This window comes from Kineococcus sp. DHX-1 (genome assembly GCF_042473625.1).
In the GTDB taxonomy this organism is placed as follows: Bacteria; Actinomycetota; Actinomycetes; order Actinomycetales; family Kineococcaceae; genus Kineococcus.
The window spans coordinates 1,847,490-1,870,872 of record NZ_CP170445.1 but is presented as its reverse complement, the minus strand read 5'-3'; the positions used below and the strand labels follow the sequence as shown (position 1 = coordinate 1,870,872).

The 23,383-nt window shown below is 74.3% G+C and carries 20 protein-coding genes; 7 read left to right on the top strand and 13 right to left on the bottom strand.

Annotated elements, in window-relative coordinates:
- The first annotated feature begins 100 nt into the window (after nt 1–100).
- On the top strand, nt 101–748 hold the full coding sequence (locus tag ACFEMC_RS08980) for a hypothetical protein (RefSeq protein WP_380175582.1): 648 nt from the start codon (nt 101–103) through the stop codon (nt 746–748).
- A gap of 6 nt (nt 749–754) precedes the next feature.
- Here ACFEMC_RS08980 and ACFEMC_RS08975 read toward each other — a convergent pair whose 3' ends face one another.
- From ACFEMC_RS08975 to alaS, 4 genes are read right to left on the bottom strand one after another with little or no spacing between them, the layout of a single operon-like run.
- Nucleotides 755–1,615 (bottom strand): shikimate dehydrogenase, encoded by an 861-nt coding sequence (locus ACFEMC_RS08975; protein ID WP_380175580.1) that lies wholly within the window; start codon nt 1,613–1,615, stop codon nt 755–757.
- The gene (gene mltG / locus ACFEMC_RS08970; protein WP_380175578.1) at nt 1,612–2,703 is read right to left on the bottom strand and encodes an endolytic transglycosylase MltG; all 1,092 of its coding nucleotides are present in this window, start codon (nt 2,701–2,703) and stop codon (nt 1,612–1,614) included. The genes ACFEMC_RS08975 and mltG overlap by 4 nt, the downstream gene beginning before the upstream one ends.
- Nucleotides 2,704–2,714: 11 nt before the next feature.
- Complete coding sequence (gene ruvX, locus ACFEMC_RS08965; protein WP_380175576.1) at nt 2,715–3,254, bottom strand: Holliday junction resolvase RuvX; 540 nt, start codon at nt 3,252–3,254, stop codon at nt 2,715–2,717.
- A gap of 40 nt (nt 3,255–3,294) precedes the next feature.
- A complete protein-coding gene (alaS, locus tag ACFEMC_RS08960; RefSeq protein ID WP_380175573.1) occupies nt 3,295–5,976 on the bottom strand; it encodes an alanine--tRNA ligase in 2,682 nt (893 codons plus the stop codon).
- Between the two features lie 187 nt (nt 5,977–6,163).
- Between alaS and ACFEMC_RS08955 the strand changes: the two genes are divergently transcribed.
- On the top strand, nt 6,164–8,497 hold the full coding sequence (locus ACFEMC_RS08955) for a glycoside hydrolase family 65 protein (RefSeq protein ID WP_380175571.1): 2,334 nt from the start codon (nt 6,164–6,166) through the stop codon (nt 8,495–8,497).
- Nucleotides 8,498–8,503: 6 nt separating this feature from the next.
- Here ACFEMC_RS08955 and ACFEMC_RS08950 read toward each other — a convergent pair whose 3' ends face one another.
- Together ACFEMC_RS08950 and ACFEMC_RS08945 are read right to left on the bottom strand one after the other, a co-directional pair.
- Complete coding sequence (locus ACFEMC_RS08950) at nt 8,504–9,049, bottom strand: type II toxin-antitoxin system PemK/MazF family toxin (RefSeq protein WP_380175569.1); 546 nt, start codon at nt 9,047–9,049, stop codon at nt 8,504–8,506.
- Nucleotides 9,046–10,440, bottom strand: coding sequence for a replication-associated recombination protein A (locus ACFEMC_RS08945; RefSeq protein ID WP_380175567.1), 1,395 nt, complete (start codon nt 10,438–10,440; stop codon nt 9,046–9,048). Before ACFEMC_RS08945 ends, ACFEMC_RS08950 begins: the two co-directional genes overlap by 4 nt.
- Before the next feature lie 117 nt (nt 10,441–10,557).
- On the opposite strand from ACFEMC_RS08945, the gene ACFEMC_RS08940 reads away from it, so the two are divergent.
- The 5 genes from ACFEMC_RS08940 to ACFEMC_RS08920 all read left to right on the top strand — a co-directional run bounded on the left by ACFEMC_RS08940 (nt 10,558) and on the right by ACFEMC_RS08920 (nt 16,968).
- Nucleotides 10,558–11,034: an STAS domain-containing protein gene (locus ACFEMC_RS08940; protein WP_380175564.1), complete on the top strand. Its 477-nt coding sequence runs from the start codon at nt 10,558–10,560 to the stop codon at nt 11,032–11,034.
- Between the two features lie 163 nt (nt 11,035–11,197).
- Nucleotides 11,198–11,953 (top strand): response regulator transcription factor, encoded by a 756-nt coding sequence (locus ACFEMC_RS08935; RefSeq protein ID WP_380175562.1) that lies wholly within the window; start codon nt 11,198–11,200, stop codon nt 11,951–11,953.
- 23 nt (nt 11,954–11,976) lie between these two features.
- Entirely contained in the window at nt 11,977–13,470 is a 1,494-nt protein-coding gene (locus tag ACFEMC_RS08930; RefSeq protein WP_380175560.1) for a sensor histidine kinase, read from the top strand.
- 70 nt (nt 13,471–13,540) lie between these two features.
- Entirely contained in the window at nt 13,541–14,854 is a 1,314-nt protein-coding gene (locus ACFEMC_RS08925; RefSeq protein WP_380175558.1) for a glycosyltransferase, read from the top strand.
- On the top strand, nt 14,851–16,968 hold the full coding sequence (locus tag ACFEMC_RS08920) for an ArnT family glycosyltransferase (protein WP_380175556.1): 2,118 nt from the start codon (nt 14,851–14,853) through the stop codon (nt 16,966–16,968). Before ACFEMC_RS08925 ends, ACFEMC_RS08920 begins: the two co-directional genes overlap by 4 nt.
- A 320-nt stretch (nt 16,969–17,288) precedes the next feature.
- Here the strand turns inward: ACFEMC_RS08920 and ACFEMC_RS08915 are convergent, their stop codons facing one another.
- The 7 genes from ACFEMC_RS08915 to ACFEMC_RS08885 all read right to left on the bottom strand — a co-directional run bounded on the left by ACFEMC_RS08915 (nt 17,289) and on the right by ACFEMC_RS08885 (nt 23,321).
- Entirely contained in the window at nt 17,289–17,933 is a 645-nt protein-coding gene (locus tag ACFEMC_RS08915; protein WP_380175554.1) for a phosphatase PAP2 family protein, read from the bottom strand.
- Entirely contained in the window at nt 17,930–19,729 is a 1,800-nt protein-coding gene (aspS, locus tag ACFEMC_RS08910) for an aspartate--tRNA ligase (protein WP_380175552.1), read from the bottom strand. Before aspS ends, ACFEMC_RS08915 begins: the two co-directional genes overlap by 4 nt.
- Nucleotides 19,730–19,832: 103 nt before the next feature.
- Entirely contained in the window at nt 19,833–20,219 is a 387-nt protein-coding gene (locus ACFEMC_RS08905; RefSeq protein ID WP_380175550.1) for a roadblock/LC7 domain-containing protein, read from the bottom strand.
- Nucleotides 20,216–20,815 (bottom strand): ATP/GTP-binding protein, encoded by a 600-nt coding sequence (locus tag ACFEMC_RS08900; protein ID WP_380175548.1) that lies wholly within the window; start codon nt 20,813–20,815, stop codon nt 20,216–20,218. The genes ACFEMC_RS08905 and ACFEMC_RS08900 overlap by 4 nt, the downstream gene beginning before the upstream one ends.
- Nucleotides 20,816–20,953: 138 nt before the next feature.
- A complete protein-coding gene (locus tag ACFEMC_RS08895) occupies nt 20,954–21,322 on the bottom strand; it encodes a hypothetical protein (protein WP_367639795.1) in 369 nt (122 codons plus the stop codon).
- 163 nt (nt 21,323–21,485) lie between these two features.
- Nucleotides 21,486–22,556 (bottom strand): Rv2578c family radical SAM protein, encoded by a 1,071-nt coding sequence (locus ACFEMC_RS08890; protein ID WP_380175545.1) that lies wholly within the window; start codon nt 22,554–22,556, stop codon nt 21,486–21,488.
- 126 nt (nt 22,557–22,682) lie between these two features.
- On the bottom strand, nt 22,683–23,321 hold the full coding sequence (locus tag ACFEMC_RS08885) for a TetR/AcrR family transcriptional regulator (protein WP_380175543.1): 639 nt from the start codon (nt 23,319–23,321) through the stop codon (nt 22,683–22,685).
- Between the last annotated feature and the right edge of the window lie 62 nt (nt 23,322–23,383).

Here is a 23,383-nt window from a genome sequence, read left to right as displayed (position 1 = left end):
TCCTCGGGGGTCAGCGTTGACGACCGGGGACGTTACCCCGAGCAAGCACACGGTGCACCCCCGGAGGCGAGCTCCCAGGTGAGCGACGGACACTGGGCCCGTGACCGACCAGGACCTGCTGACCCCCACCACCCCCTCCCGCACCCCCGGCAGCTGGCTCGGCTGGGTGGCCGCGGTCGTGGGGATCGGCGCCGTGGGCGTCCTCGTCTACATCGCCACGCTCCTCGTCGGCTCCGCGAAGGACGCGCGCGCCATCGACGCCGCGTCCAAGAACCTGCCGGCGGTCGGGACCTACCAGCTGGAGGGCAGCGCCCCCGCGGCCCAGCTCACCCAGGAACCGTCCGAGCAGTGGTCCCTGACCGCGACGCGCGCCGAGGTCGGGCAGGACGAGGTCCGGGTGCACCTCACCTGGACCAACCTCTCCCGCCAGGCGGCGACGTGGGCCTGCCCGGGACCGGTGGACCTGACGAAGTGGCAGAGCGCCTCGATCCGCCTGTCCGGAGCCGGCGCGGGCTCGAGCAGCGCGCACTGCACGCGCGACCAGCCGAACGCGCAGGAGGTCCAGCCCGGCGGGACGGTCGAGGACTGGGAGGCCTTCCCCCGGGACAGCGCCTTCGGGGCGGGACCGGCGAAGATCACCGCGCAGGTGACCCGCTCGTCCGACGACAGCGACTACGGCACGGTCGACGACACCCCGGACGTGATGTTCACCCTCGACCTCGCGAAGGCGGCCTTCACCGCCGGCTGAGTGCGCTCAGGCGCGGGCGCGGTCGGCGAGGGCCGCCAGCCCGGCCGCCCGCATGGCCGCGACGGGCCCCTCGCGCCCGGTCATGAGCTCGACCTGGGCGACGGCCTGGTGCAGGAGCATCTCGAAGCCGCCCACGACGGGCCCGCCCCAGCGCTGGGCCAGCGGCGTCGGCCACGGGGCGTAGACGACGTCGAGCAGCAGCGGCCACCACACGGGACGGAAGGCCCCGAGCAGGTCGTCGGTCATGGCCTGCGACCCCCCGATGGGCACGGTGGACACGACGACGTCGGCCGTCAGCGCCACCGCGAGCTCGGACCAGTCCCGGATCTCGACCTCCCCGCCCAGGCGCGCGGCGACGCCGCGCAGTTCGGCGGCCCGGTCCGGGGACCGGACGACGGCGACGGGCCGGGGACACCCGGCCTGGAGCAGCGCGACGACGGCCGACCGGGCCGTCGCTCCCCCGCCCAGCACGACCCCGCGGGTGATGCGCTCGGCTCCGGCCTCGGCCAGGGCGGTGACGAGCCCCATCACGTCGGTGTTCTCGGCGCGCAGCCGCACCCCGCGCCGTCCCGGCGTGTTCCGCCGGTCCTGCCGTGGGGTGACGACGACGGTGTTGACCGACCCGACGGCGCGCGCGAAGTCGCTGACCTCGTCGACGAGCGGGACGACGGCCTGCTTCAGCGGCATCGTCAGGCTCAGCCCGGCCCAGGAGGCGTCGAGGGACCCGACGACGGCCGGCAGCCGCTCCTCGTCGACCTCCAGGAGGTCGTAGCTCCAGCCGGTCAGCCCGAGCGCCTCGTACGCGGCGCGGTGCAGCGCCGGGGAGAGCGAGTGCGCGATGGGCGACCCGCAGACCGCTGCCCTCACTGCTCCGGGTGGTCCTTCAGGTACCGCTGGAAGAGCGCCACGTTCGCGTTGTGCTCGGCGATGGTCGTCGCGAAGCGCGTCTCCCCCGTCTGCAGGTTCACCGTGACGAAGTACAGCCAGGTCCCGTCGGCGGGGCTGAGCGCGGCGCGCAGCGCGTCCGCGCCGGGGTTGCTGATGGGACCGGCCGGCAGCCCCGGGTGCAGGTAGGTGTTGTACGGCGAGTCCGTCGCGCGCTGGGCGGCCGTGGTCGTGACCTTCCCCGTCGCGCCGACGGCGTAGCTGACGGTGGAGTCGAGCTGCAGGGGCATCCCGATCGCGATCCGGTTGTCCAGGACGCGCGTCACCTTCGCCATGTCGTCGGCGCTGCGCGCCTCCTTCTGGGCGATGCTCGCCTCGACGACGACGTCGTGCATCCGCTCGGGCGGCACCCCGAGGTTCGTCAGCTCCGCGGTGGCCTGCGTGACCATCGCCTTGAGGACGTCCGCGGCGCTCTCACCGGGGTTGACCGAGTAGGTCGCCGGGAAGAGGTAGCCCTCGGCGTTGCCGTTCGCGGCGGCGGGCAGCCCCAGCGCGACCGGGTCGGCCAGCGCCTTCTCGAGGTCGGCTGCGGGGAGCCCGACGGTCTTCTCCACGAGCGCGAGGACCTGCTTGACGGTGAGGCCCTCGGGCACGGTGAGCCGGGTGGTGACCTTCGCCGCGGGGTCCAGGAGGAGCGAGACCGCGGCGGCAGCCGACATGTGCTCCTTGAGGCGGTACGTGCCGGGCTGGATGCCGGCCATCTTCGGCTGCGCCTTGGACGCGGCGACGAAGGCGCTGCTGGACTTGACCACGCCGGCCTCGGCGAGGTTGGCGCCGATCGTCCGGCCGCTGTCGCCGGAGGCGATGCGGACGTCGACGGTCCCCGTCCCGGACCCCTCGTAGTCGTCGCTCTCAGTGAACCGGGCGACCACGGGTCCGAGCGTGCCCCAGGCCGCCCAGGTGCCCCCGCCGATGACGGCGAGAGCGGCCACGATGGCGACGAGGGCACGACGCCGGCGCAGACCGCGCCGCCGGCCCGGCTCCCCGTTGTGCGTGCCGGGAAGATCCATCAGGTCCATCATCAGCCCTCGTCCTCCGTGGCGCCGGGGTCCGGCGTCCGTGCCCCACCCTGCCCGCGGTGCCGCGGTTTGCGGCGTGCCTTCGGTCCCTCCACCACCCGTCCGGGCGTGTGTCCTGCACGCTCGGCGTCGAGCGCTGCCTGCAGCAGGACCACGGCGGCCGCCTGGTCGACGACCGCCCGGAACTGCTTCTCCTTCTTCCCGGCCGCGTGCAGCGCCCGGTGCGCGTCGACGGTGCTGAGCCGCTCGTCGACGAGCCGGACCGTGACGCCCGGGACGGACCGCCTGATCTTGTCGGCGTACTCCACCGCGCGCAAGGCTGCCGGGCCCTCGGACCCGTCGAGGGACAGCGGCCACCCGACGACGACCTCGACGGCACCGCGCTCGCGCGCCTCGGCGGCGACCTCGGCCACGTCGGCGTCGTGCTCGGCGTCGCGGACGAGCGTCCGCAGCGGTGAGGCGATCACGCCTGCAGGGTCGCACGCCGCCAGGCCCACGCGGACGCTGCCGACGTCGACGGCGAGTCGTACGCCCGGTCTCACCGCGAGGTCACCACCGGCTCGTCACACGCGGCAGTGCCCCTCACACCGATCCCGTGACCCGGGCGCCGACGAAGTCGCTGATCGCGGCGAGGGCCTCGCCGACCTTGGAGACGTCCTGGCCGCCGCCCTGCGCGAGGTCGTCCTTGCCGCCGCCACCGCCGCCGAGCGTCTGGGCCGCCGTGCGGACCAGCTCGCCGGCCTTGACGCCCCAGCGGCGCGCCTCGGCGTTCGTGGCCACGACGACGACGGGCCGCTCCTTGGCCACGCCGGAGATCGCGACGACGACGGGCTTCTCGTCGCCGAGGCGCGAGCGGACGTCGAGGACGAGCGTGCGCACGTCGTCGGCCGCCGCGGCGCCGGCGTCGTGGGTGACGACCTGGACGCCGAACTTGTCGGTCGGGTTCGCGGCGATCGTCGGCGCGAGGGCGAGGACCTGCCCGCCGCGCAGCTTGGCGATCTCCTTCTCCGCGTCCGAGAGCCGGGTCAGGAGGGACCCGATCCGGTCGGGCAGCTCCTCCGGCCGCGCCTTGACGACGTCGGTGAGCTGGTTGACGAGCAGGTGCTCGCGCGTCAGGAAGTCGAACGCGTCAGCGCCCACGAGGGCCTCGATGCGGCGGGCGCCGGAGCCGATGGAGCTCTCCGAGAGGATCGAGACGAGCCCGACCTGCTGGGACGTCAGCGTGTGCGTGCCACCGCACAGCTCCTTGGACCAGTCCTCGCCGATGGAGACGACGCGCACGCGGTCGCCGTACTTCTCCCCGAACAGGGCCATCGCGCCGGAGTTCAGGGCCGCCTCGCGGTCCATGACCTCGGCCGCCACGGGCAGGTCGTCGTGGATGCGCTCGTTGACGACGCCCTCGATGTCGCGGACGACCTGCCCGGCGACCTGGGTCGTCGAGGAGTAGTCGAACCGCAGCCGGCCCGGGGCGTTCTGCGACCCGGCCTGGGTGGCGGTGTCGCCGAGGTGCTCGCGCAGGACCTGGTGCACGAGGTGGGTCGCGGTGTGGGCGCGGCTGATGGAGCGCCGGCGCGCGGCGTCGACGACGGCGTGCACGGCGTCGCCGGCGACGAGCTCACCGCTGGTCACCGACCCCTTGTGCACGTACAGGCCGCGGACGGGCTGCTGGACGTCGGTCACCGTGACGACGGCGCCGCCGGAGGTCGTCAGCGTGCCGTGGTCGGCGAGCTGCCCGCCGCCCTCGGCGTAGAACGGCGTGCGGTCCAGGACGACCTCGACGTCGGTGCCGACGGGCGCGGACGGCGTGCTCACCCCGCCCTGCAGGACGACGGCGACGCGCGCCTCCCCGGAGGCCACCTCGTACCCGGTGAACGTGACGGGCGCGGGCAGGCTCTCCAGCGTGGAGCGGTAGACCGTGAGGTCGATCCCGCCGGTCTTCTTGGCCTTCGCATCCGCCTTCGCCCGGCCCACCTGCTCGGCCATCAGCGTGCGGAAGCCGGCCTCGTCGACGGAGACGCCGGCCTCGGCCGCCATCTCCAGGGTGAGGTCGATCGGGAACCCGTAGGTGTCGTGCAGGGCGAACGCGCGCTCGCCCGACAGGGTCGCGCCGCCGGCCGACTTCGTCTGCGCCACAGCGGTCTCGAAGATCGCGGTGCCCGAGACGAGGGTGCGACGGAAGGCCTGCTCCTCGGCGTAGGCGACCCTGGAGATGCGGTCGAAGTCGGTGCGCAGCTCGGGGTAGGAGGCGCTCATGACCTCCATCGACGCCGGCAGCAGGATCGGCAGGGCCTCGTCCTCGTAGCCGAGCAGGCGCATGGCGCGCACGGCGCGGCGGATGAGGCGGCGCAGGACGTACCCGGCGCCCTCGTTGCCCGGGGTGACGCCGTCGCCGATGAGCATGAGCGCGCTGCGGACGTGGTCGGCCACGACGCGCATGCGGACGTCGTCGTCGCGGTTGGCGCCGTAGTCCTTCTCGGCCGCGAGCGCCGCGTAGTCCAGCACGGGCCGGACCTCGTCGATCTCGTACATGTTGTCGACGCCCTGCTTGAGGAACGCGACGCGCTCCAGGCCCATGCCGGTGTCGATGTTCTTGGCGGGCAGCTCACCGGCGACGTCGAAGTCCGTCTTCGAGCGCACCGCGGAGAGCTGGTACTGCATGAAGACGAGGTTCCAGATCTCGATGTAGCGGTCCTCGTCGGCCTCCGGGCCACCCTCGGAGCCGTACTCGGGGCCGCGGTCGAAGTAGATCTCCGAGCAGGGGCCGCCGGGGCCGGGCTGACCGGTGTTCCAGTAGTTGTCCTTCTTGCCGCGGCGCTGGATGCGCTCGGCCGGCATGCCGATCTCGCGCCAGAGCTGGAAGGCCTCGTCGTCGTCGAGGTAGACGGTCGTCCACAGGCGTTCGGGGTCGAAGCCGAGGCCGCCGTCGGCCTCGGGCGTCGTCAGCAGCTCCCAGGCGAAGGTGATGGCCTCGCGCTTGAAGTAGTCGCCGAAGGAGAAGTTGCCGTTCATCTGGAAGAACGTGCCGTGGCGCGTGGTCTTGCCGACCTCCTCGATGTCGAGGGTGCGCAGGCACTTCTGCACGCTGGTGGCCCGCTTGTAGGGCGCGGGCACCTGGGCCGTGAGGTAGGGGATGAAGGGCACCATCCCGGCCACGGTGAACATGAGGCTGGGGTCGGTCGAGACCAGCGAGGCGCTCGGGACGACGGTGTGGCCCTTGCGCTCGAAGAAGTCGAGCCACCGGCGACGGATCTCTGCCGTCTGCATCTCCTGATGCCTCCTGCTCTGGGTGGTGCGTGGGGGGGTGGTGCCGTGCCGTTCAGCCCTCGACCCTACCCGTCCGGCCCCCCGGGCCGGTGCGGGCGGGTTCGGAGGTGCGGTGGCGGGCCAGGGCTGTTCCGATGACCGTTCCGGCCCCTCCGGAACCCCGTCCCCGAACAGTGAGGACCCACGCGTGCCGACCGCGGACGAACGACCCGACCACTCCGGAGCGGGCCTGGCGGCTCCGCACGCCTGGGCCGTCCGCGAGGGTCCCCTGGACCTGGACCGGCTGGCCCAGGTGGAGTCGCTGTTCGCCCTGTCGAACGGGCGCTGCGGGGTGCGGGGGTCCCTGGAGGAGGGCGACCCGGCCGGGACCCGCGGGACGTACCTCAGCGGGGCCTTCGAGCTGTGGCCGCTCACCTACCCCGAGTACAGCTACGGGTACCCGACGGTCCAGGAACGCCTCGTGCCGGTGCTGGACCCGACCCGGGTCGAGCTGCTCGTCGACGGTGAGCCGCTGGACGTGCGCACCGGTGAGCTGGCGGAGCACGAGCGGGTGCTGGACCTGCGCAGCGGGACGCTGCACCGGCACCTGCGCTGGACGTCGCCCGGCGGGCACGCCGTCGTCGTGGGCTCCCAGCGGCTCGTCCCGCTGGAACGTCCGGGTCTGGTCGCCCTGGAGTACACCGTCCGCGCCGACGGGGCCCCGGTGGACGTGGAGGTGCGCTCGTCGGTCCTGGCCAGCGAGCACCTGCACGAGGCACGCGGCTGGGCCGGGCAGCGCGGGGGACGCCTGCGCCAGCGCACCGACGGCTCCGGCCTGGCCGTCGCCGCGCACGTGGAGCACGACGTGCTGGCCCCGGCAGCGGCGCAGGTGCGCAGCCTCGCCCTCACCGACCGGGTCGTCACGACGGTCCGCACGCGGCTGGGGTCCGGGGAGCTGCTGCGCCTGCGCAAGGTCGTCAGCCTCGGGTGGGCCCCCGAGTCCGAGCGGGACGACCTGGACGCCCGGCTGGCCGAGCTGCTCGCCGACGGGGTCAGGACGGGCTGGGAGGGGCTGTGCCGGGAGCAGCGGGCGGTGCTCGACGACTTCTGGGCCCACGCCGACGTGGAGGTCGAGGGGGACGACGACCTGCAGCAGGCGGTCCGGTTCGCCCTCTTCCACGTGTTCCAGGCGGCCGCCCAGGGCACCGACCGGGGCATCCCCGCCAAGGGCCTGACGGGCACGGGGTACGACGGGCACACGTTCTGGGACACGGAGGTCTTCGTCCTGCCGGTGCTCAACCACGTCTGGCCGCAGGCGGCCGCCGAGGCGCTGCGCTGGCGGCACCGCATGCTGCCGGCGGCCCGGGAGCGGGCCCGTGAGCTCGGGCTGGCCGGAGCCAGCTTCCCCTGGCGGACGATCACGGGCCGGGAGAGCTCGGGGTACTGGCCCGCCGGGACCGCGGCGGTCCACCTGGGGGCCGACATCGCCGACGCGGCCGTCCGCCACCTGCACGCGACCGGCGACGAGGACCTCGCGCGCGAGGCCCTGGTGGACCTGGTCGTCGAGACGGCCCGGACGTGGGTCGTGCTGGGCCGCGAGGACGCCGAGGGCCGGTTCCACGTCGACGGGGTGACCGGGCCCGACGAGTACAGCGCCCTGGTGGACGACAACGCCTACACCAACCTCATGGCGCAGGCGAACCTGCGGGCCGCCGTGGAGCTGACCAAGCAGTTCCCGGCGCAGGCCGAGGCCCTCGGGGTCGACGACGCCGAGCTGGCCGAGTTCGCCCGGCTCGCCGACGCCGTCCACCTGCCGCGCGACCCCGTGACCGGGGTCCCGGCCCAGGACGAGGGAGCGACCCAGCGCAAGCGGTGGGACTTCGAGGGCACCCGGCCCGACCAGTACCCGCTGGCCGACTCCTTCCCCTACTTCAGCCTCTACCGCCGGCAGGTCGTCAAGCAGGCCGACCTCGTGCTGGCCCTGTACCTGCGGCCCGAGGCCTTCACGTGGGAGGACAAGCGCGACGCCTTCGAGCACGCCGAAGGCGTCACCGTGCGCGACTCCTCGCTGTCGGCGGCCGTGCAGGCCGTCGTGGCCGCCGAGGTGGGGCACCTGGACCTGGCCGCCGAGTACGCCCACGAGGCCGCGTTCGTGGACCTGCACGACCTGCGCGGCAAGACCGCCGACGGGCTGCACATCGCCTCCCTCGGCGGGGCGTGGCTGGCGCTGGTGGCCGGGTACGGCGGGATGCGCGACGCCGGTGGCGAGCTGGCCTTCGCCCCGCGGCTGCCGGACGGGCTGCGGGGGTTGCGCTTCCGCACGCGGCACCGCGGCTCGTGCGTGGAGGTGTCGGTGCGCGACGCGCAGACGACCTACCGCCTCGTGGACGGCGGTCCCGTCCACGCGCGCCACCACGGCCGTGGGTTCACGGTGGCCCGGGACGAGCCGGTCACCCTGCCCGTCCCGGCCCTGGACCCGGAGGTCGCGGCCCGCCCGAGCCCGTCGCAGCCGGCGCACCGCGGCCCGCGGCGGCGCCGCTGAGGCGCCTCACCAGCCGTGCAGGCTCCGGGCGCGCTCGGCGACCTCCTCGAACCGGGTCCGGTCCAGGGCCGCGCCCTCGCGGCGCACGTCACGGGGGGCGACGCGCAGCACGCGGTCCAGGCGCACCTCGCTGGGCCGGCGCTGCCGGTCCCACGCCCCGGTGCCGACGTCGAGCCAGACCCTGCCGTCGCCCCGCTGGCCGCCGTCAGCCCCGTGGACGTGGTCCTTGCTCGTCATCATGAAGCCGACGAGCTGGTCCCCGTCCCGGCCGACGACGAGGACGGGCCGGTCCTTGCCGCGGCCGTCGTCCTCCTCGAAGGGCACCCACGCCCACACGACCTCGCCGGGGTCGGGCCGGCCGTCGGCCCGCGGGGCGTACTCGAGCCGGACGGGGCCGGGTCCGGTGTCGCGGGCCCCGCGTCCGCGGCGGGGCCGGGGACGGTCGGGGGCGTGCTCCGGTGTCGGCGGGACCGTGCGCGGGGCCGCGGTCTGCCGTTCCAGCTCGCGGACGAGCACCCGCAGACCCGCCCGCAGCAGTCCGGTGACGTTCACGCCGTTCCCCCTCGCCCTCGCGTGATGCGGCGCAGCCGCGCCAGTCGTTCGCGCACCGCCGCCTCGAACCCGCGGTCGGTGGGGACGTAGTAGTCCTTGCCGACGAGGGCGTCCGGTGCGTACTGCTGCTCGGCGACGCCGGCGGGCACGTCGTGCGTGTAGACGTACCCGGCGCCGTGGCCGAGCTTGCCGGCGCCGGAGTAGTGGGCGTCGCGCAGGTGCGGCGGGACGGGACCGCCGAGGCCGGCGCGGACGTCGGCGATCGCGGCGTTGACGCCGTTGTAGGCGGCGTTGGACTTCGGTGCCGTCGCGTTGTGGACGACGGCCTGGGCCAGCACGATCCGCGCCTCCGGCATCCCGATCTGGGCGACGGCGTGCAGCGCGGCCACCGCGGTCTGCAGGGCCGACGGGTCCGCCATCCCCACGTCCTCGCTGGCGGAGATGACGATGCGGCGGGCGATGAAGCGCGGGTCCTCCCCCGCCTCGATCATGCGCGCCAGGTAGTGCAGGGCGGCGTCGACGTCCGACCCGCGCATGGACTTGATGAAGGCGCTGGCCACGTCGTAGTGCTGGTCGCCCTGCCGGTCGTAGCGCACGGCCGCGCGGTCCAGGGCCCGTTCGGCGTCGGCGAGCGTCACCACCGCCTCGCCACCCTCGGGCGCACCGTCGAGGGCGGCTCCGGCGGCGGCCTCCAGCGCCGTGAGGGCGCGGCGGGCGTCCCCGTCGGCGACCCGCACGAGGTGCTCGAGGGCGTCGTCCTCGACGCGGACCTCCCCCGCGAGGCCGCGCGGGTCCTCCAGGGCCCGGCGCACGAGACCGCGCACGTCGCCGGCCGTCAGCGGTTGCAGCGTCAGCAGCAGTGAGCGGGACAGCAGGGGGGTGACGACGGAGAAGTTGGGGTTCTCGGTGGTGGCCGCGACGAGGACGACCCAGCGGTTCTCCACCCCCGGCAGCAGGGCGTCCTGCTGGGCCTTGGTGAAGCGGTGGATCTCGTCGAGGAAGAGCACGGTCTGCCGGCCGTACAGGTCGCGGTCGGTGCGCGCGGCCTCGACGACCGTGCGGACGTCCTTGACCCCCGCCGTCACGGCCGACAGTTCCGCGAACTTCCGGCCGCCGGAGGAGGCGATCACGGTCGCCAGCGTCGTCTTCCCCGTGCCCGGCGGTCCCCAGAGGATGACGGAGGCCGGACCGGCGCGACCGAGGTCGCCGTCGGAGGCCAGCCGCCGCAGCGGCGAGCCCGGGCCCAGGAGGTGCTGCTGCCCGACGACCTCGTCGACCGAGCGCGGCCGCATGCGGACGGCGAGGGGCGCACCGGCCAGGACGGAGGGTCGCCGGTCGCCGGTGCCGGGCCCGTCGGGGCTGGACTCGGCGGAGGTGAACAGGTCGGCCACGACGGCACCGTACGTGCTCCCGCCGACACGTCCCCTCCCCCGTGCCGCGGCCGGGTCCGCAGTCCCCTCACAGCTGCGTCTGCGGTCGCACCCACGGACGGCACCGACCGTGACCACGTGGACCACACGACTCCGACGACGCGCACCACCTTCCCCGGGCACCCCTCCGTGACCGTCACCCGGGTCCCCGCCTCCCCGGCCCGCGAGCGCCACGGCGCCGAGCTCCCCGGGCCCTCCTGCCCGTGGCCCGACGAGACCGAGCGTCCCGCCGCGACGGCCGGCGTCACCGTCCGGCTCCGGGCCGACCGGCTCGAGGTCGCCCTCTCCGGGGACGTCGACCTCGCGCTGGCCGCCGACCTCACCGCCGCCCTGGCGACCGTGCGGCGGGCACTCGCAGGAGGTTCGCGGGGGGCGCACCTGGACGTGCGGGCGGTGACGGCGCTGGACAGCACCGCGCTGCGCTTCGTGGAGGAGCTGCGTACGGTGTGCGTCCAGGCGGGGGTGCCGTGCTCGACCTCGACCGCTCGGCCTGCCGTCCAGCGGGTGCTGGACCTGGTGCGGCCGCTGGTCGACGGCCAGCTGACCGTGTCGTGACCGCCACGGGCTTTTCGGGACCCAGGGCCATCATCACCGCCTATGAGTCCTGGTGAGGGACCAGGTGCCACTGGGCGACCGGTGGTCCTCTCCAGCGAGGACACACAGGTTGAACTCAGGGTTTCCCAGGACATCTGGCAGGGTCAGGTCCGACGATGGAGGCATGACCGCGACCACCAACCGGCGCTCGGACCTCACCCGCCCCGACGGCACGGCCCTGCGCGTGCTCGTCGTCGACGACGAGTCGACGCTGTCCGAGCTGCTGAGCATGACCCTGCGCTACGAGGGCTGGGAGGTGCAGACGGCCGCCAACGGCCTGGACGCGGTCCGCGCCGCCCGGACGTTCCGCCCCGACGCCGTGATCCTCGACATCATGCTGCCGGACATCGACGGCCTCGAGGTCCTGCGCCGCCTGCGCGCCGACGCCACCGACGTCCCCGTCCTCTTCCTCACGGCCAAGGACGCCGTCGAGGACCGCGTGAACGGGCTGACCGCCGGCGGCGACGACTACGTCACCAAGCCCTTCAGCCTCGAGGAGGTCGTGGCCCGGCTGCGCAGCCTGCTGCGCCGCTCCGGCCTCGCGGCCGCCAAGCAGGAACCCGTCCTGTCCGTCGGCGACCTGGTTCTCGACGAGGACAGCCACGAGGTCACGCGGGCCGGCGAGGAGGTCCGCCTCACCGCGACGGAGTTCGAGCTGCTGCGCTACCTCATGCGCAACCCGCGCCGCGTGCTGTCCAAGGCCCAGATCCTGGACCGCGTGTGGAACTACGACTTCGGCGGCCAGGCGAACATCGTCGAGCTCTACATCTCCTACTTGCGCCGCAAGATCGACGCCGGCCGCAACCCCATGATCCACACCGTCCGCGGGGCGGGCTACGTCCTCAAGCCGGCCGACGGCGTCGTCGCCGCGGCCAGCTGAACCCCCAGGGAGCTGAACGACCGGTGGTCCCCTCCTCCCGCCTGCGTGGCCGATCGCTGCGCAGCCGGCTGGTCCTGACCACCAGCGCCCTCCTCGTCGCCGTCGCTCTCGTCATCGGGATCGTGACCACGGTGGCGCTCTACCTGTCGCTCATGAACCAGGCCGAGGCCCGACTGGAGCAGACGGGTCGGCTCAGCGCACGTTTCACCGGTGGCGACCGGGACGGGGACGGCTACCGACCGCCTCCCGGTTCGGAGGCGAACGCCTGCGGCGGCGGCTCGGACTTCGGTGGTCCGGGGCAGGTGGACGGTTCACTGAACGCCGTCTTCCTCGACGGGCAGCTCCAGGCCCGGTCGGGCGTGCTCGACGCGAGCCGCTCCGACCTCGGGTCGCCCTGCATCGTCACCCTCACGACCGCGCAGACGGCGGAGCTCTCGACGGTGTTCCCCGGTGGCACGCACCGTCGGGACCTGCCGGGTCTGGGTCAGTACCTCCTGTCGGCGCGCGTGACCGGGTCCGGCGAGGTGCAGGTCTCCGGCGTCCCCCTCGCCGACGTCAACCGCACGCTGCTCACGGTCGTCGGCGTCGAGGCCGCGGCCGTCCTGGGTGGCGTCGCCCTCGCCGCGGTGGTCGGGTCGTTCCTCGTCCGTCGTGACCTCGTCCCGCTGCAACGGGTCGCGACGACCGCCGCCCGCGTCTCCGAGCTCGAGCTGGACCGCGGCGAGGTCGACCTGTCGCTGCGCGTGCCGGACACGGACGAGGCCACCGAGGTCGGCAAGGTGGGGGCCGCCCTGAACCGCATGCTCGACAACGTCGGGTCGGCGCTGGAGGCGCGGCACGCCTCCGAGCAGCGGGTCCGCCAGTTCGTGGCGGACGCCTCGCACGAGCTGCGCACCCCGCTGGCCGCGATCCGCGGGTACGCCGAGCTCACCCGTCGCAGCGGCGACGAGGTGCCCGCCGACGTCCGGCACGCGCTGAACCGCGTGGAGTCCGAGGCCGTGCGCATGACCGGCCTCGTCGAGGACCTCCTGCTCCTGGCCCGCCTCGACTCCGGCCGGCCCCTGGACCGCGAGCCCGTCGACCTGACGATGACCGTCCTGGACGCCGTGAGCGACGCCCAGGTCGCCGGCCGCGACCACACCTGGCGCCTGGACCTGCCCGAGGAGGCCGTCGAGGTCGTCGGCGACCCCGGCCGGCTGCACCAGGTCCTGACGAACCTGCTCGCCAACGCCCGCACCCACACCCCGCCCGGCACGACGGTGACGGTCGGGATCGTGCCCGAGGGCGGACGCACCCACGTCGACGTCGTCGACGACGGGCCGGGCATCCCGGCCGACCTGCTGCCCGACGTCTTCGAGCGGTTCGCGCGCGGCGACTCCTCCCGCTCGCGTGCCGCGGGCAGCACCGGCCTGGGTCTGGCCATCGTCCAGGCCGTCGTGGCCTCGCACCACGGGACGGTGACCGTCGACAGCCGCCCGGGGCGCACGGCCTTCCGCGTCACCCTGCCCACCGGCTGAGTCCCGGTCTCACAGTGCCACCACAGCGTCACCTCACCCCCGGTCGAGGTCGGCCGTCGACGGTGGAGCCATGACAGCGACCACCTCCGGCTCCACGGGTGTCAGCCCGGTGCGGCCGCCGGCCCCGCGCCCGGCCGCCGACGCCTGGACGTCCTCCACCACCGCCCCCGTCCTGGACGTCGTGGTCCCGGTCCACAACGAGCAGGTCGACCTCGAACCCTGCGTGCGCCGGTTGCACGCGCACGTGGCGGGTTTCCCGTTCCGCACCCGCATCACCGTCGCCGACAACGCCAGCACCGACGCCACCCCGCAGGTCGCCGCCGCCCTGGCCGCCGAACTGCCGGACGTCCGGCACGTGCGGCTGGAGGAGAAGGGTCGCGGCCGGGCCCTGAAGCAGGTGTGGTCGGCCTCGGACGCCCAGGTCCTGGCCTACATGGACGTCGACCTGTCGACCGACCTCGCCGCCCTGCTGCCCCTCGTCGCGGGGTTGCTGTCCGGGCACTCCGACCTGGCCATCGGCTCGCGGCTGGCGCGCGGTGCGCACGTCGTGCGCGGCGCCAAGCGCGAGGTCGTCTCGCGCTGCTACAACCTCCTGCTGCACGGCACGTTGCGCGTCCGCTTCACCGACGCCCAGTGCGGGTTCAAGGCCATCCGCGCCGACGTCGCCGCCCAGCTCCTGCCCCTGGTGGAGGACACCGGCTGGTTCTTCGACACGGAGGTCCTCGTCCTGGCCGAACGCGCGGGCCTGCGGATCCAGGAGATCCCCGTCGACTGGGTCGACGACCCCGACAGCACCGTCGACATCGTCGCGACCGCGCTCGCCGACCTGCGCGGCATCCGCCGGCTGGCGGCCGCGATCGGTTCCGGACGCTTGCCGCTGAAGGAGATCCGGGCGAGCCTGGGCCGCGGCCCGCAGCCGGCCCAGGTGGCCGGAGTGCCCACCTCCCTCGCCGGCCAGCTCACCCGGTTCGTCGGCGTCGGGGTGGCCAGCACGCTGGCGTACGCGCTGCTGTACCTCGCGTTCCAGACCGTCGTCGGGGCCCAGGTCGCGAACTTCCTGGCCCTCCTCGTGACCGCCGTGGGGAACACGGCGCTGAACCGCCGCCTGACGTTCGGCGTCCGCGGGTCGCACGGGGCGGCCCGTCACCAGGCGCAGGGTCTGCTGGTGTTCCTGCTCGGCTGGGGCATCACCTCCGGCAGCCTGCTGGCCCTGCACGCCGCCCGGCCCGACGCCCACCAGGCCCTCGAACTCGGCGTGCTGACGGCGGCGAACCTCGTGGCCACCGTCGTGCGCTTCCTGCTGCTGCGGTCCTGGGTGTTCCGCACCCGCCGGCACCACCGTCCCGGGGACACCGGCACGACCGCCGGGGAGACCCAGGCGTGAGCACGACCTCCGACGCCCTCGGCTGGGCCCGCAGCGCGGGTGGCGCGACCCCGGACCGCGTCCGGCGCCTGGCCCGCACCACCTGGCGCGGACGGGAGCAGGACCCCCGGTGGGTGCGACCCACCCTGCTCGGCCTGCTCGCCGCGACCGCCGTCCTGTACCTCGTCGGACTCTCCGCCTCCGGGTGGGCGAACCCGTTCTACGCGGCGGCCGCGCAGGCCGGTTCACGGTCCTGGGAAGCGTGGTTCTTCGGTTCCTCCGACGCCTCGAACGCCATCACCGTCGACAAACCCCCGGCGGCGCTGTGGATCACCGGGTTGTCGGTCCGGCTGTTCGGGTTGTCGTCCTGGTCGGTCCTCGTGCCGCAGGCGCTCGAAGGCGTCGCGGCCGTCGGCCTGCTGTACGCGACCGTCCGGCGGCGGACGTCCCCCGCGACGGGCCTGATCGCGGGGTTCCTGCTCGCCACCACTCCCGTCGCGACCCTGATGTTCCGGTTCAACAACCCCGACGCCCTGCTGGTCCTGCTCATGGTGGCGGCGACCTGGGGCGTCCTGAAGGCCGTCGACACCGGCCGGGCGCGGTTCCTCGTCTGGGCCGGGGTGTTCGTCGGGCTGGGTTTCCTCGCCAAGCAGCTGCAGGTGTTCCTCGTCCTGCCCGGGCTCGGGCTGGCCTACCTGTGGGCCGCCCCGCACCCGCTGGGCCGCCGGGTCCTGCACCTGCTCCGGGCCGCGGCGGCGCTGCTGCTGTCGGCCGGGTGGTGGGTCGCCGTCGTCGAGCTCGTGCCCTCCTCGTGGCGACCCTACGTCGGGGGTTCCCAGGACGACTCCTTCCTGTCCCTGACGTTCGGCTACAACGGGTTCGGCCGGCTCACAGGGGACGAGACCGGCAGCGTGGGTGCCGGGAACGGCTGGGGCGAGACGGGCATCGCCCGCATGTTCGACAGCGAGTTCGGCGGGAACATCTCCTGGTTGCTGCCGGCGGCGTTCGCGCTCGCCGCGGTCGGGTTCGTCCTCACCCGCCGGTCGGCCCGCGCCGACACCCGCCGCGCCGCCTACCTGGCGTGGAGCGGGTGGCTCGTGGTCACGTTCGTCGCCTTCAGCTTCATGTCCGGGATCATCCACCCCTACTACACGGTCGCCCTGGCCCCGGCCGTCGCCGCCATCGTGGCGCTCGGCACCACGGACCTGTGGCGACGCCGGTCCTCGCGGTGGGCGCTGCCCGTGCTCGCGGTGGTCGTCGCGGCCACCGCCGGGTGGGCGTTCATCCTGCTCGGCCGCAGCGCCGAGTTCCTGCCGTGGCTGCGCTGGGTGGTCCTCGTCGCCGGCGTCGTGGGGACGGCCGCGCTGGCCGCGGCGGCGTTCGTGCGCGGGCCGGGCACCGCGCGGCGGTTGAGCGGGGCCGGAGCGGTCGCCGCGGCCGTCGCCGTGCTCGCCGGCCCGGTGTCCTACTCGGTGCAGACCGCCGCGACCCCGCACACCGGGGCCATCGTCTCGGCCGGCCCGAGTTCCTCGGGGGCCTTCGCCATGGGCGGTGGACGCGGTGGTCCCGGCGGGGGGCAGTTCTCCTCGATGTTCACGCAGGGCCGCACGCCCGGGGGTGGGACGGCACCGGGGACGGGCTTCGCGCCAGGGCCGCAGAACCCCTTCGGCACCGGTTCCCGGGCCGGCCGCACCGGCGGTTCCACGGGCGGTTTCGCGGGAGGTCGTGGTGGTGGCGGCGGCGGTCTGCTGGGCGCGACGACGCCCGGGGCCGCGCTGACCTCGCTCCTGGAGGCCGACGCCGGGCAGTTCCGCTGGGTCGCGGCCACGACCGGCTCCAACAACGCCGCCGGCTACCAGCTCGCGACGCAGGAACCGGTCATGGCCGTCGGTGGCTTCAACGGGACGGACCCCTCGCCGACGCTGGAGCAGTTCCAGGCCTACGTCGCGGCGGGCGACATCCACTACTACGTGGTCAGCCGGTCGATGGCCTCCACGCGCACCGGGGGCAGCGACACGGCCGCGCAGATCGCCGCCTGGGTCGAGGAGACCTTCACGGCCACGACCGTCGACGGCACGACGGTGTACGACCTCACCGGTGGCCAGGCGCAGGCCTCCGTCACGTCCGCCACCTGACGCGCGGACCACGCGAACGGCCCCCGACGCACGTCGTCGGGGGCCGTTCGCGTGCTCCTGCCCGCCGCACAGGGAGCCCACCGGGACCGGACAGCCGGTCGCGTCAGAGTCGGCTCATGACGACACGACGTCCCCGCCCCCTCAGCTCGCACCGACGGCACGGGCGCCTGCTCGCCGCGGGCCTGATCGCGGGCCTGGGCGCCGCGGGCACCGTCGGAGCGACCCCGGCCTCCGCAGCTCCGAGCCCGACCAGCGAGGCGCCGACGGTGCCCACGGGGGCCCGGCAGGCCGTCGTCCCAGCCGCCGTCTCCCCCGCGGCGCTACCGGCCGTGTGGGAGACCGGCTCCCCACGGCGGACGACCACCGTGACCCTGCTCCTGTGACCGACGGGCCCAGGCCGCGGCCGCCCCGACGAGGGCCCCGGCGAGCAGCCACGAGCCCAGGACGTCCGTCGGCCAGTGCGCCCCGAGCCAGATGCGGTCGACCGAGACCACGATCAGCTCGGTCGCGCCGAGCACCGCGACGACGCCCCGCCGCTCGGGCGGGGCCAGCAGCAGGACGGCCGCGAGGACGACCGTCGCCGACGCCAGGGCGTGCCCGGAGGGGAACGACCCGCCGCCGGCCGTGGTCAGCCCCGCCTCCAGGGCGGGGCGCCCGCGGTCGAGGGCGGCCTTGAGCACGGGTGAGGCCACCGCGGCCGTCGCCCCGGCGACGAGGGCCGCGAGCGCCTGCCGCCGCCGCCCGGCGCGGTGGGCGAGGACGACGCCCGCGAGCCCGGCGAGGTACACCCACACGGGCTGGGTGAGCGCCTCCACCGCCTGGGCGACCCGGGTCGTCGTCGAGCTCGCCTGCGCGGACTCCACGGCGGCGGCGGACACGGACGCGTCGCCCGGGACCGCTCCCGTCGCCACGGCCACCGCGAGGGCCGCGAAGGCGACGGCGCACAGGGCCGCGAAGCGGATCACCCCTGCGCGTTCTCCCCGGCCGCGGCGGCCTTCGGCGCCTCGGGCTTGGCGTCGACGCCGGCCTCCTTGCGCTGCTGCGCGGTGATGGGTGCCGGGGCCGCCGTCAGCGGGTCGTAGCCGCCGCCGGACTTGGGGAACGCGATGACCTCGCGGATGGAGTCGGCCCCGGCGAGCAGCGCCACGACGCGGTCCCAGCCGAACGCGATCCCGCCGTGCGGCGGGGCGCCGAAGGAGAACGCGTCGAGCAGGAACCCGAACTTCTCGCGGGCGTCCTCGGGCGAGATCCCCATGACCGCGAAGACGCGCTCCTGCACGTCCCGGCGGTGGATGCGGATGGAACCCCCGCCGATCTCGTTGCCGTTGCAGACGATGTCGTAGGCGTTGGACAGGGCCGAGCCGGGGTCGGTGTCGAACGTGTCGACGACCTCGGGCTTGGGTGCGGTGAACGCGTGGTGCACGGCGTTCCAGGCACCGGCGCCGATCGACACGTCGTCGTCTTCGGCCGCGGACTTGAACATGGGCGCGTCGACGACCCAGAGGAACGACCAGGCGTCCTCGTCGATGGCACCGGTCCGGCGGGCGATCTCGCCGCGCGCCGCGCCCAGCAGGGCGCGGGAGGGGTTCACGGCGCCGGCGGCGAAGAAGATGCAGTCGCCGGGGTTCGCCCCGACGTGGGCGGCGATGCCGGCCTTCTCGGTGTCGGACAGGTTCTTCGCGACGGGACCGGACAGTTCGCCGTCCTCGCCGACGAGGATGTAGGCCAGGCCCCGCGCACCGCGCTGCTTGGCCCACTCCTGCCACGCGTCGAGGACCTTGCGCGGCTGGGAGGCCCCGCCCGGCATGACGACGGCCCCGACGTAGGGCGACTGGAACACGCGGAAGCTCGTGTCGGCGAAGAACTCGGTGCACTCGACGAGTTCGACGCCGAACCGCAGGTCGGGCTTGTCGGACCCGTAGCGGCGCATGGCCTCCTCGTACGTCATCCGCGGCAGCGGCAGCGGGACGTCGTACCCGACGAGCTTCCAGAGCGCGGCGACGATCTGCTCGCCGAGGGCGATGACGTCGTCCTGCTCGACGAAGCTCATCTCGATGTCGAGCTGGGTGAACTCCGGCTGGCGGTCGGCGCGGAAGTCCTCGTCGCGGTAGCAGCGGGCGAGCTGGTAGTAGCGCTCGACACCGCCGACCATGAGCAGCTGCTTGAACAGCTGCGGGCTCTGCGGCAACGCGTACCAGGAACCGGGCGCCAGGCGCGCGGGGACCAGGAAGTCGCGGGCGCCCTCGGGGGTCGAACGCGTCAGGGTCGGGGTCTCGACCTCGGTGAAGGCGTGCTGCTCCAGGACCTCGCGGGCAGCGCGGTTGGCGGCCGAGCGCAGCCGGATGGCCTGGGCGGGACCGGTGCGGCGCAGGTCGAGGAAGCGGTACTTCAGGCGCGCCTCCTCGCCGACGGTGAGGTGGTCGTCGACCTGGAACGGCAGCGGCGCGGCCTCGGACAGGACCTCCAGGGCCGTGGTGTCGACCTCGACGGCGCCGGTCGGGATCGCCGCGTTCTCGTTGCCGTCCGGACGCAGCCGGACGTCGCCGGTGATGCGGACGCAGTACTCGTTGCGCAGGTCGTGCGCGCCGCCGGCGTCGAGGATCTCGTCGCGGGCGACGACCTGCACGACGCCCGAGGCGTCGCGCAGGTCGAGGAAGGCCACTCCCCCGTGGTCCCGACGACGTGCCACCCATCCGGTGAGCGACACGGTCTGTCCGGCGTGACCGGCGCGCAGGCTGCCGGCCTCGTGGGTGCGGAGCACGGGGTTGTCCTCTCGATCGTCAGTGCGCGGTGGTGCGCACGGACGATCCTACGGACTCCCGGACCGGACTCCCCCGGGCTCCGGCGGGGAGGTCGGCCGCGGGTCAGCCGATGCGGGCGGGTGTGCCGGTCTCGGCGCCCGCGAGGTCGGCGACGAGCCGCAGCGCGAGCCGGTCGAGGAGCACGAGGTTGACCGAGGGGTCGGTGACGACGGCGAGGACGTGGCCGGCGTTGATGCCGTACACGACGAGGCAGCCGTCGGTGCCCTTGACGGTGGTCTGCACGAAGGCGCCGAGCGCGTTGGACGCCGCGGCGCGCTGGGCGATGCCGAGCACCGTGGCGACGATCGCCGCCGCCGACTCGTGGTCGGAGTCGGGACCGTCGTCGTGGAAGGCGAGGCCGTCGGTGCGGGCGATGAGCACCCGTCGCAGGCCGTCGATGTCGCGCTTGAGCGCGCCGCTCACGCGCAGGGCGTGCTGTTTCACGATCATGCGTCTGCTCCCACGGGGACGACGGGGGCGCCCAGGTTCTCGAGCGCGTGGACTCCGTCGAGCAGGAGGCGCAGGACGGCGGTGCTCTGGGCGAGGTCGCGGGGGTCGCACGGGACCAGGGCCGAGGGCGTGGTGCCCAGCAGGTGGGCGAGCTGGGTGCAGGTGCCGGCGGGGTCGGCCCAGCGGCTGACCGCGACCAGGCGCGGGCTGTGCGGCGCGATCCGTGCGAAGGCGGTGACGATGTCCGCCGCCTGCGCGATGCTCACCGCGCGGCTGGCGTCGACGAGCACGAGGTAGCCGTGCATGTTCTGCGCCAGCAGTTCCCACATGAAGGCGAAGCGCTCCTGGCCGGGGGTGCCGAACAGGTTGACGCGGGTGGGCGTCCAGGCGCTGCCGGGGCCGGGCGGCACGACGAAGCTCGTGTGGTCCAGCGCGACGGTCGTCGACGACTTCAACGCGGCGGTCTCGTCGCTGACCCCCGTCTCGGTGGTCGTCAGCGTCCCGCCGCCCAGGCCCTGGGTGACGGTCGTGGCGAAGGTCGTCTTGCCCGCGCCGAAGGGTCCGGTGACGACGACTTTGCGGACTGGGGTGCTCACGGGACTCCTGGGGGTGGGGTGGACCGGCGGGCCCGCGCACGACGGCGGTCGGGCGGACGCGCGGGTGCGTCCGGCCGACCGCCGGCGGTGCTGTTCAGGTCGTGCTGGATGGAGCGGGGTCGTGCTGGGTGGTCCGGCTCAGATGGCCAGGTCGCGCTCGAGGATCGTCAGCTGGCGACGCGCCATGGCGAGGTTCGAGGAGTCCTTCTTGAGGACCAGGTAGAGGAACAGACCCTGGCCGGACTGCGACTGGATGAGGCGGATCAGGTGGATCTGGGTGCCGAGCGTGATGAGGATGTCCTCGATCTGCTCGTTGAGGCCGAGGCGCTGCATCGTGCGGAGCTTGGCGCGGACGACGTCGGTGTTGCCGGCGGCGGCGACGTCGAGGTCGATGGCGCCGCCACCGGCCTGGCCGAGCGACATGCCCGACTCGTAGTCGACCAGCGCGGCGGCGGTGGCGCCGTCGATCTCGAGGCAGGCCTTGAGGGTGGCGTCGACGTTGGTCACGTCTTTCCTTCCGGTTGTGCGGGCGCGGACCGCGGTCGATCCGCCGCCCGGTTGTTGTCCCCTACTGCATCGGCCTCCACCGCGGCGGCCTGAACGTCCCGGGGCGGGCCAGACGGGTGATTCGGGGACCCGGAACTCCCTGCGGCACAGTGCCTCGCGGAAGTCAAGCGTCGAAGAGCGCCGGTTGCTCCACGAGAGGGGACGGCGGGGCGGGAGCGGGCAGCGACCCGAGGGGGAACTCCCCCTCCTGACCGCGCACGACGGTGCCGCTGCCCGCAGGCGCGAACCCGTGCCGGCGCAGCAACGGCGCCACCCGGTCGGCGAGGAACTCCCGGTAGGCGGCCGGGACGTAGGCGCCGCGGCCGTAGAGCTCGGTGTACCGGGCGACGAGGTCGGGCCGGTGCCGGCGCAGCCACTGCGCGAACCACTCCTTGGCCCCCGGACGCAGGTGCAGCGGGAGCACCGTGACACCGGTCGCTCCGGCCTCGGCCAGCCACGCGAGCGCGTCGTCGAGCGCGGGCACGGAGTCGGTGAGCCAGGGCAGGACGGGCGCGAGCATGACCCCGCACGGCAGGTCGGCGTCCCGCACGGCCCGGACGAGCGCGAGCCGGGCGGCCGCGCTGGGCGTGCCGGGTTCGAGCGCCTGCTGGAGCTCGTCGTCGTACACCGCGAGGGAGACGCCCAACCCCAGGCGCACGCGCGAGGCCGCCTCGACGAGCAGCGGCAGGTCGCGCCGCAGCAGCGTCCCCTTCGTCAGGACGCTGAACTCCGTCCGGCTCTCGACGAGGGCGCCGATGATCCCCGGCATGAGGCGGTACCGGCCCTCGGCGCGCTGGTAGGGGTCGGTGTTCGTGCCCAGGGCGACGTGCTCACCGCGCCAGGACGGCCGGGACAGGTCGCGCCGCAACGCCTCTCCCGCGTTGACCTTGACGACGACGTCGCGGTCGAAGCCCTCGCCGGTGTCCAGGTCGAGGTAGGTGTGGGTGTTGCGGGCGTAGCAGTAGACGCACGCGTGCGTGCAGCCGCGGTACGGGTTCACGGTCCACCGGAACGGCATCGCGGAGTCCGCCGGGACGCGGTTCAGGACGGTCTTCGCGGTGACCTCGTGGAACCGCACCCCCGCGAACTCCGGACTGGTGACGGTGCGCAAGAACCCGCGCACCGAGGCCATGCCCGGCAGCGCGGGCCGCCCGGACGCCCCTGTCCCGTCGAGCTGTTGACCTGACCACCTCACACCAGCAGTCGAACACGAGTTCGAACGGCGGGTCAAGGCCGGGCGCGGCCTGCAGGGCGTGGACCCGCGGTGACGCGACGCCGCCTCCGGTGGACCGCCGCTCCCGGACGCTGCTCCGGTCGGCGATCACCCACCCGGTCGCGCCGCGACCCAGGCTCCGACCATGTCGCTGAACAGCTCCAGGACGGCGTCCCCGGGTGTCCCGTCCGGGTCGGCGAGCTCGCTGAGGGCGAGCCCGTCGAAGAAGGCCACGACGAGGGCCGACAGTGCGTCCAACCTCTCCTCGCCGGCGACCGCGTCCACCCCCTGCGGCCCGTGGGCCCGCAGCCACGGCTCGCAGAGCGACCGCGCGGCGGCCCGCATGGCGCGGTACTGGTCCCGCGCCGTGTCGGCCTGCCCCTCGGTGCGCAGCGACCAGGTCGTGAGCTCGTAGAGGGACAACCGGCGCCCGGTGTCGAGGGACTCCTCCGCCGCGAGCGCGGCACGCAGACGGGCGAGGGCCTCGTCGGCCGCCTCCCCGCCCTCGACCTCGACGTCGCGGCCGGCGGCCTGGACCTGCTCGAGGTGGCCCGCGGCGACCTCGCGGACGAGCTCGTCCTTGGTGGAGAACCAGTAGTGGACGGTGCCGAGGGGGACGCCGGCCTCCTCGGCGATGCGGCGCGTCGTCGTGGCGGTCACGCCCTCGCGGCTCATGACGCGCGCGGCGGCGGCGATGAGCTCCTCACGCTTCTCTCCGGGGTTGCGTCGGGGTCGGGGCGGGGCCATGGCGCGATCGTCGCACACCGTGGGCGTTCGGTGGACGTTTCCTGGTCAACTGACCAAGACGC

Coding starts and splice junctions, on each gene's coding strand:
- mltG (WP_380175578.1), bottom strand. CDS start 2,703: ATGGATCTTCCCGGCACGCACAACGGGGAGCCGGGCCGGCGGCGCGGT.
- alaS (WP_380175573.1), bottom strand. CDS start 5,976: ATGCAGACGGCAGAGATCCGTCGCCGGTGGCTCGACTTCTTCGAGCGC.
- ACFEMC_RS08935 (WP_380175562.1), top strand. CDS start 11,198: ATGACCGCGACCACCAACCGGCGCTCGGACCTCACCCGCCCCGACGGC.
- ACFEMC_RS08925 (WP_380175558.1), top strand. CDS start 13,541: ATGACAGCGACCACCTCCGGCTCCACGGGTGTCAGCCCGGTGCGGCCG.
- ACFEMC_RS08905 (WP_380175550.1), bottom strand. CDS start 20,219: ATGATCGTGAAACAGCACGCCCTGCGCGTGAGCGGCGCGCTCAAGCGC.
- ACFEMC_RS08885 (WP_380175543.1), bottom strand. CDS start 23,321: ATGGCCCCGCCCCGACCCCGACGCAACCCCGGAGAGAAGCGTGAGGAG.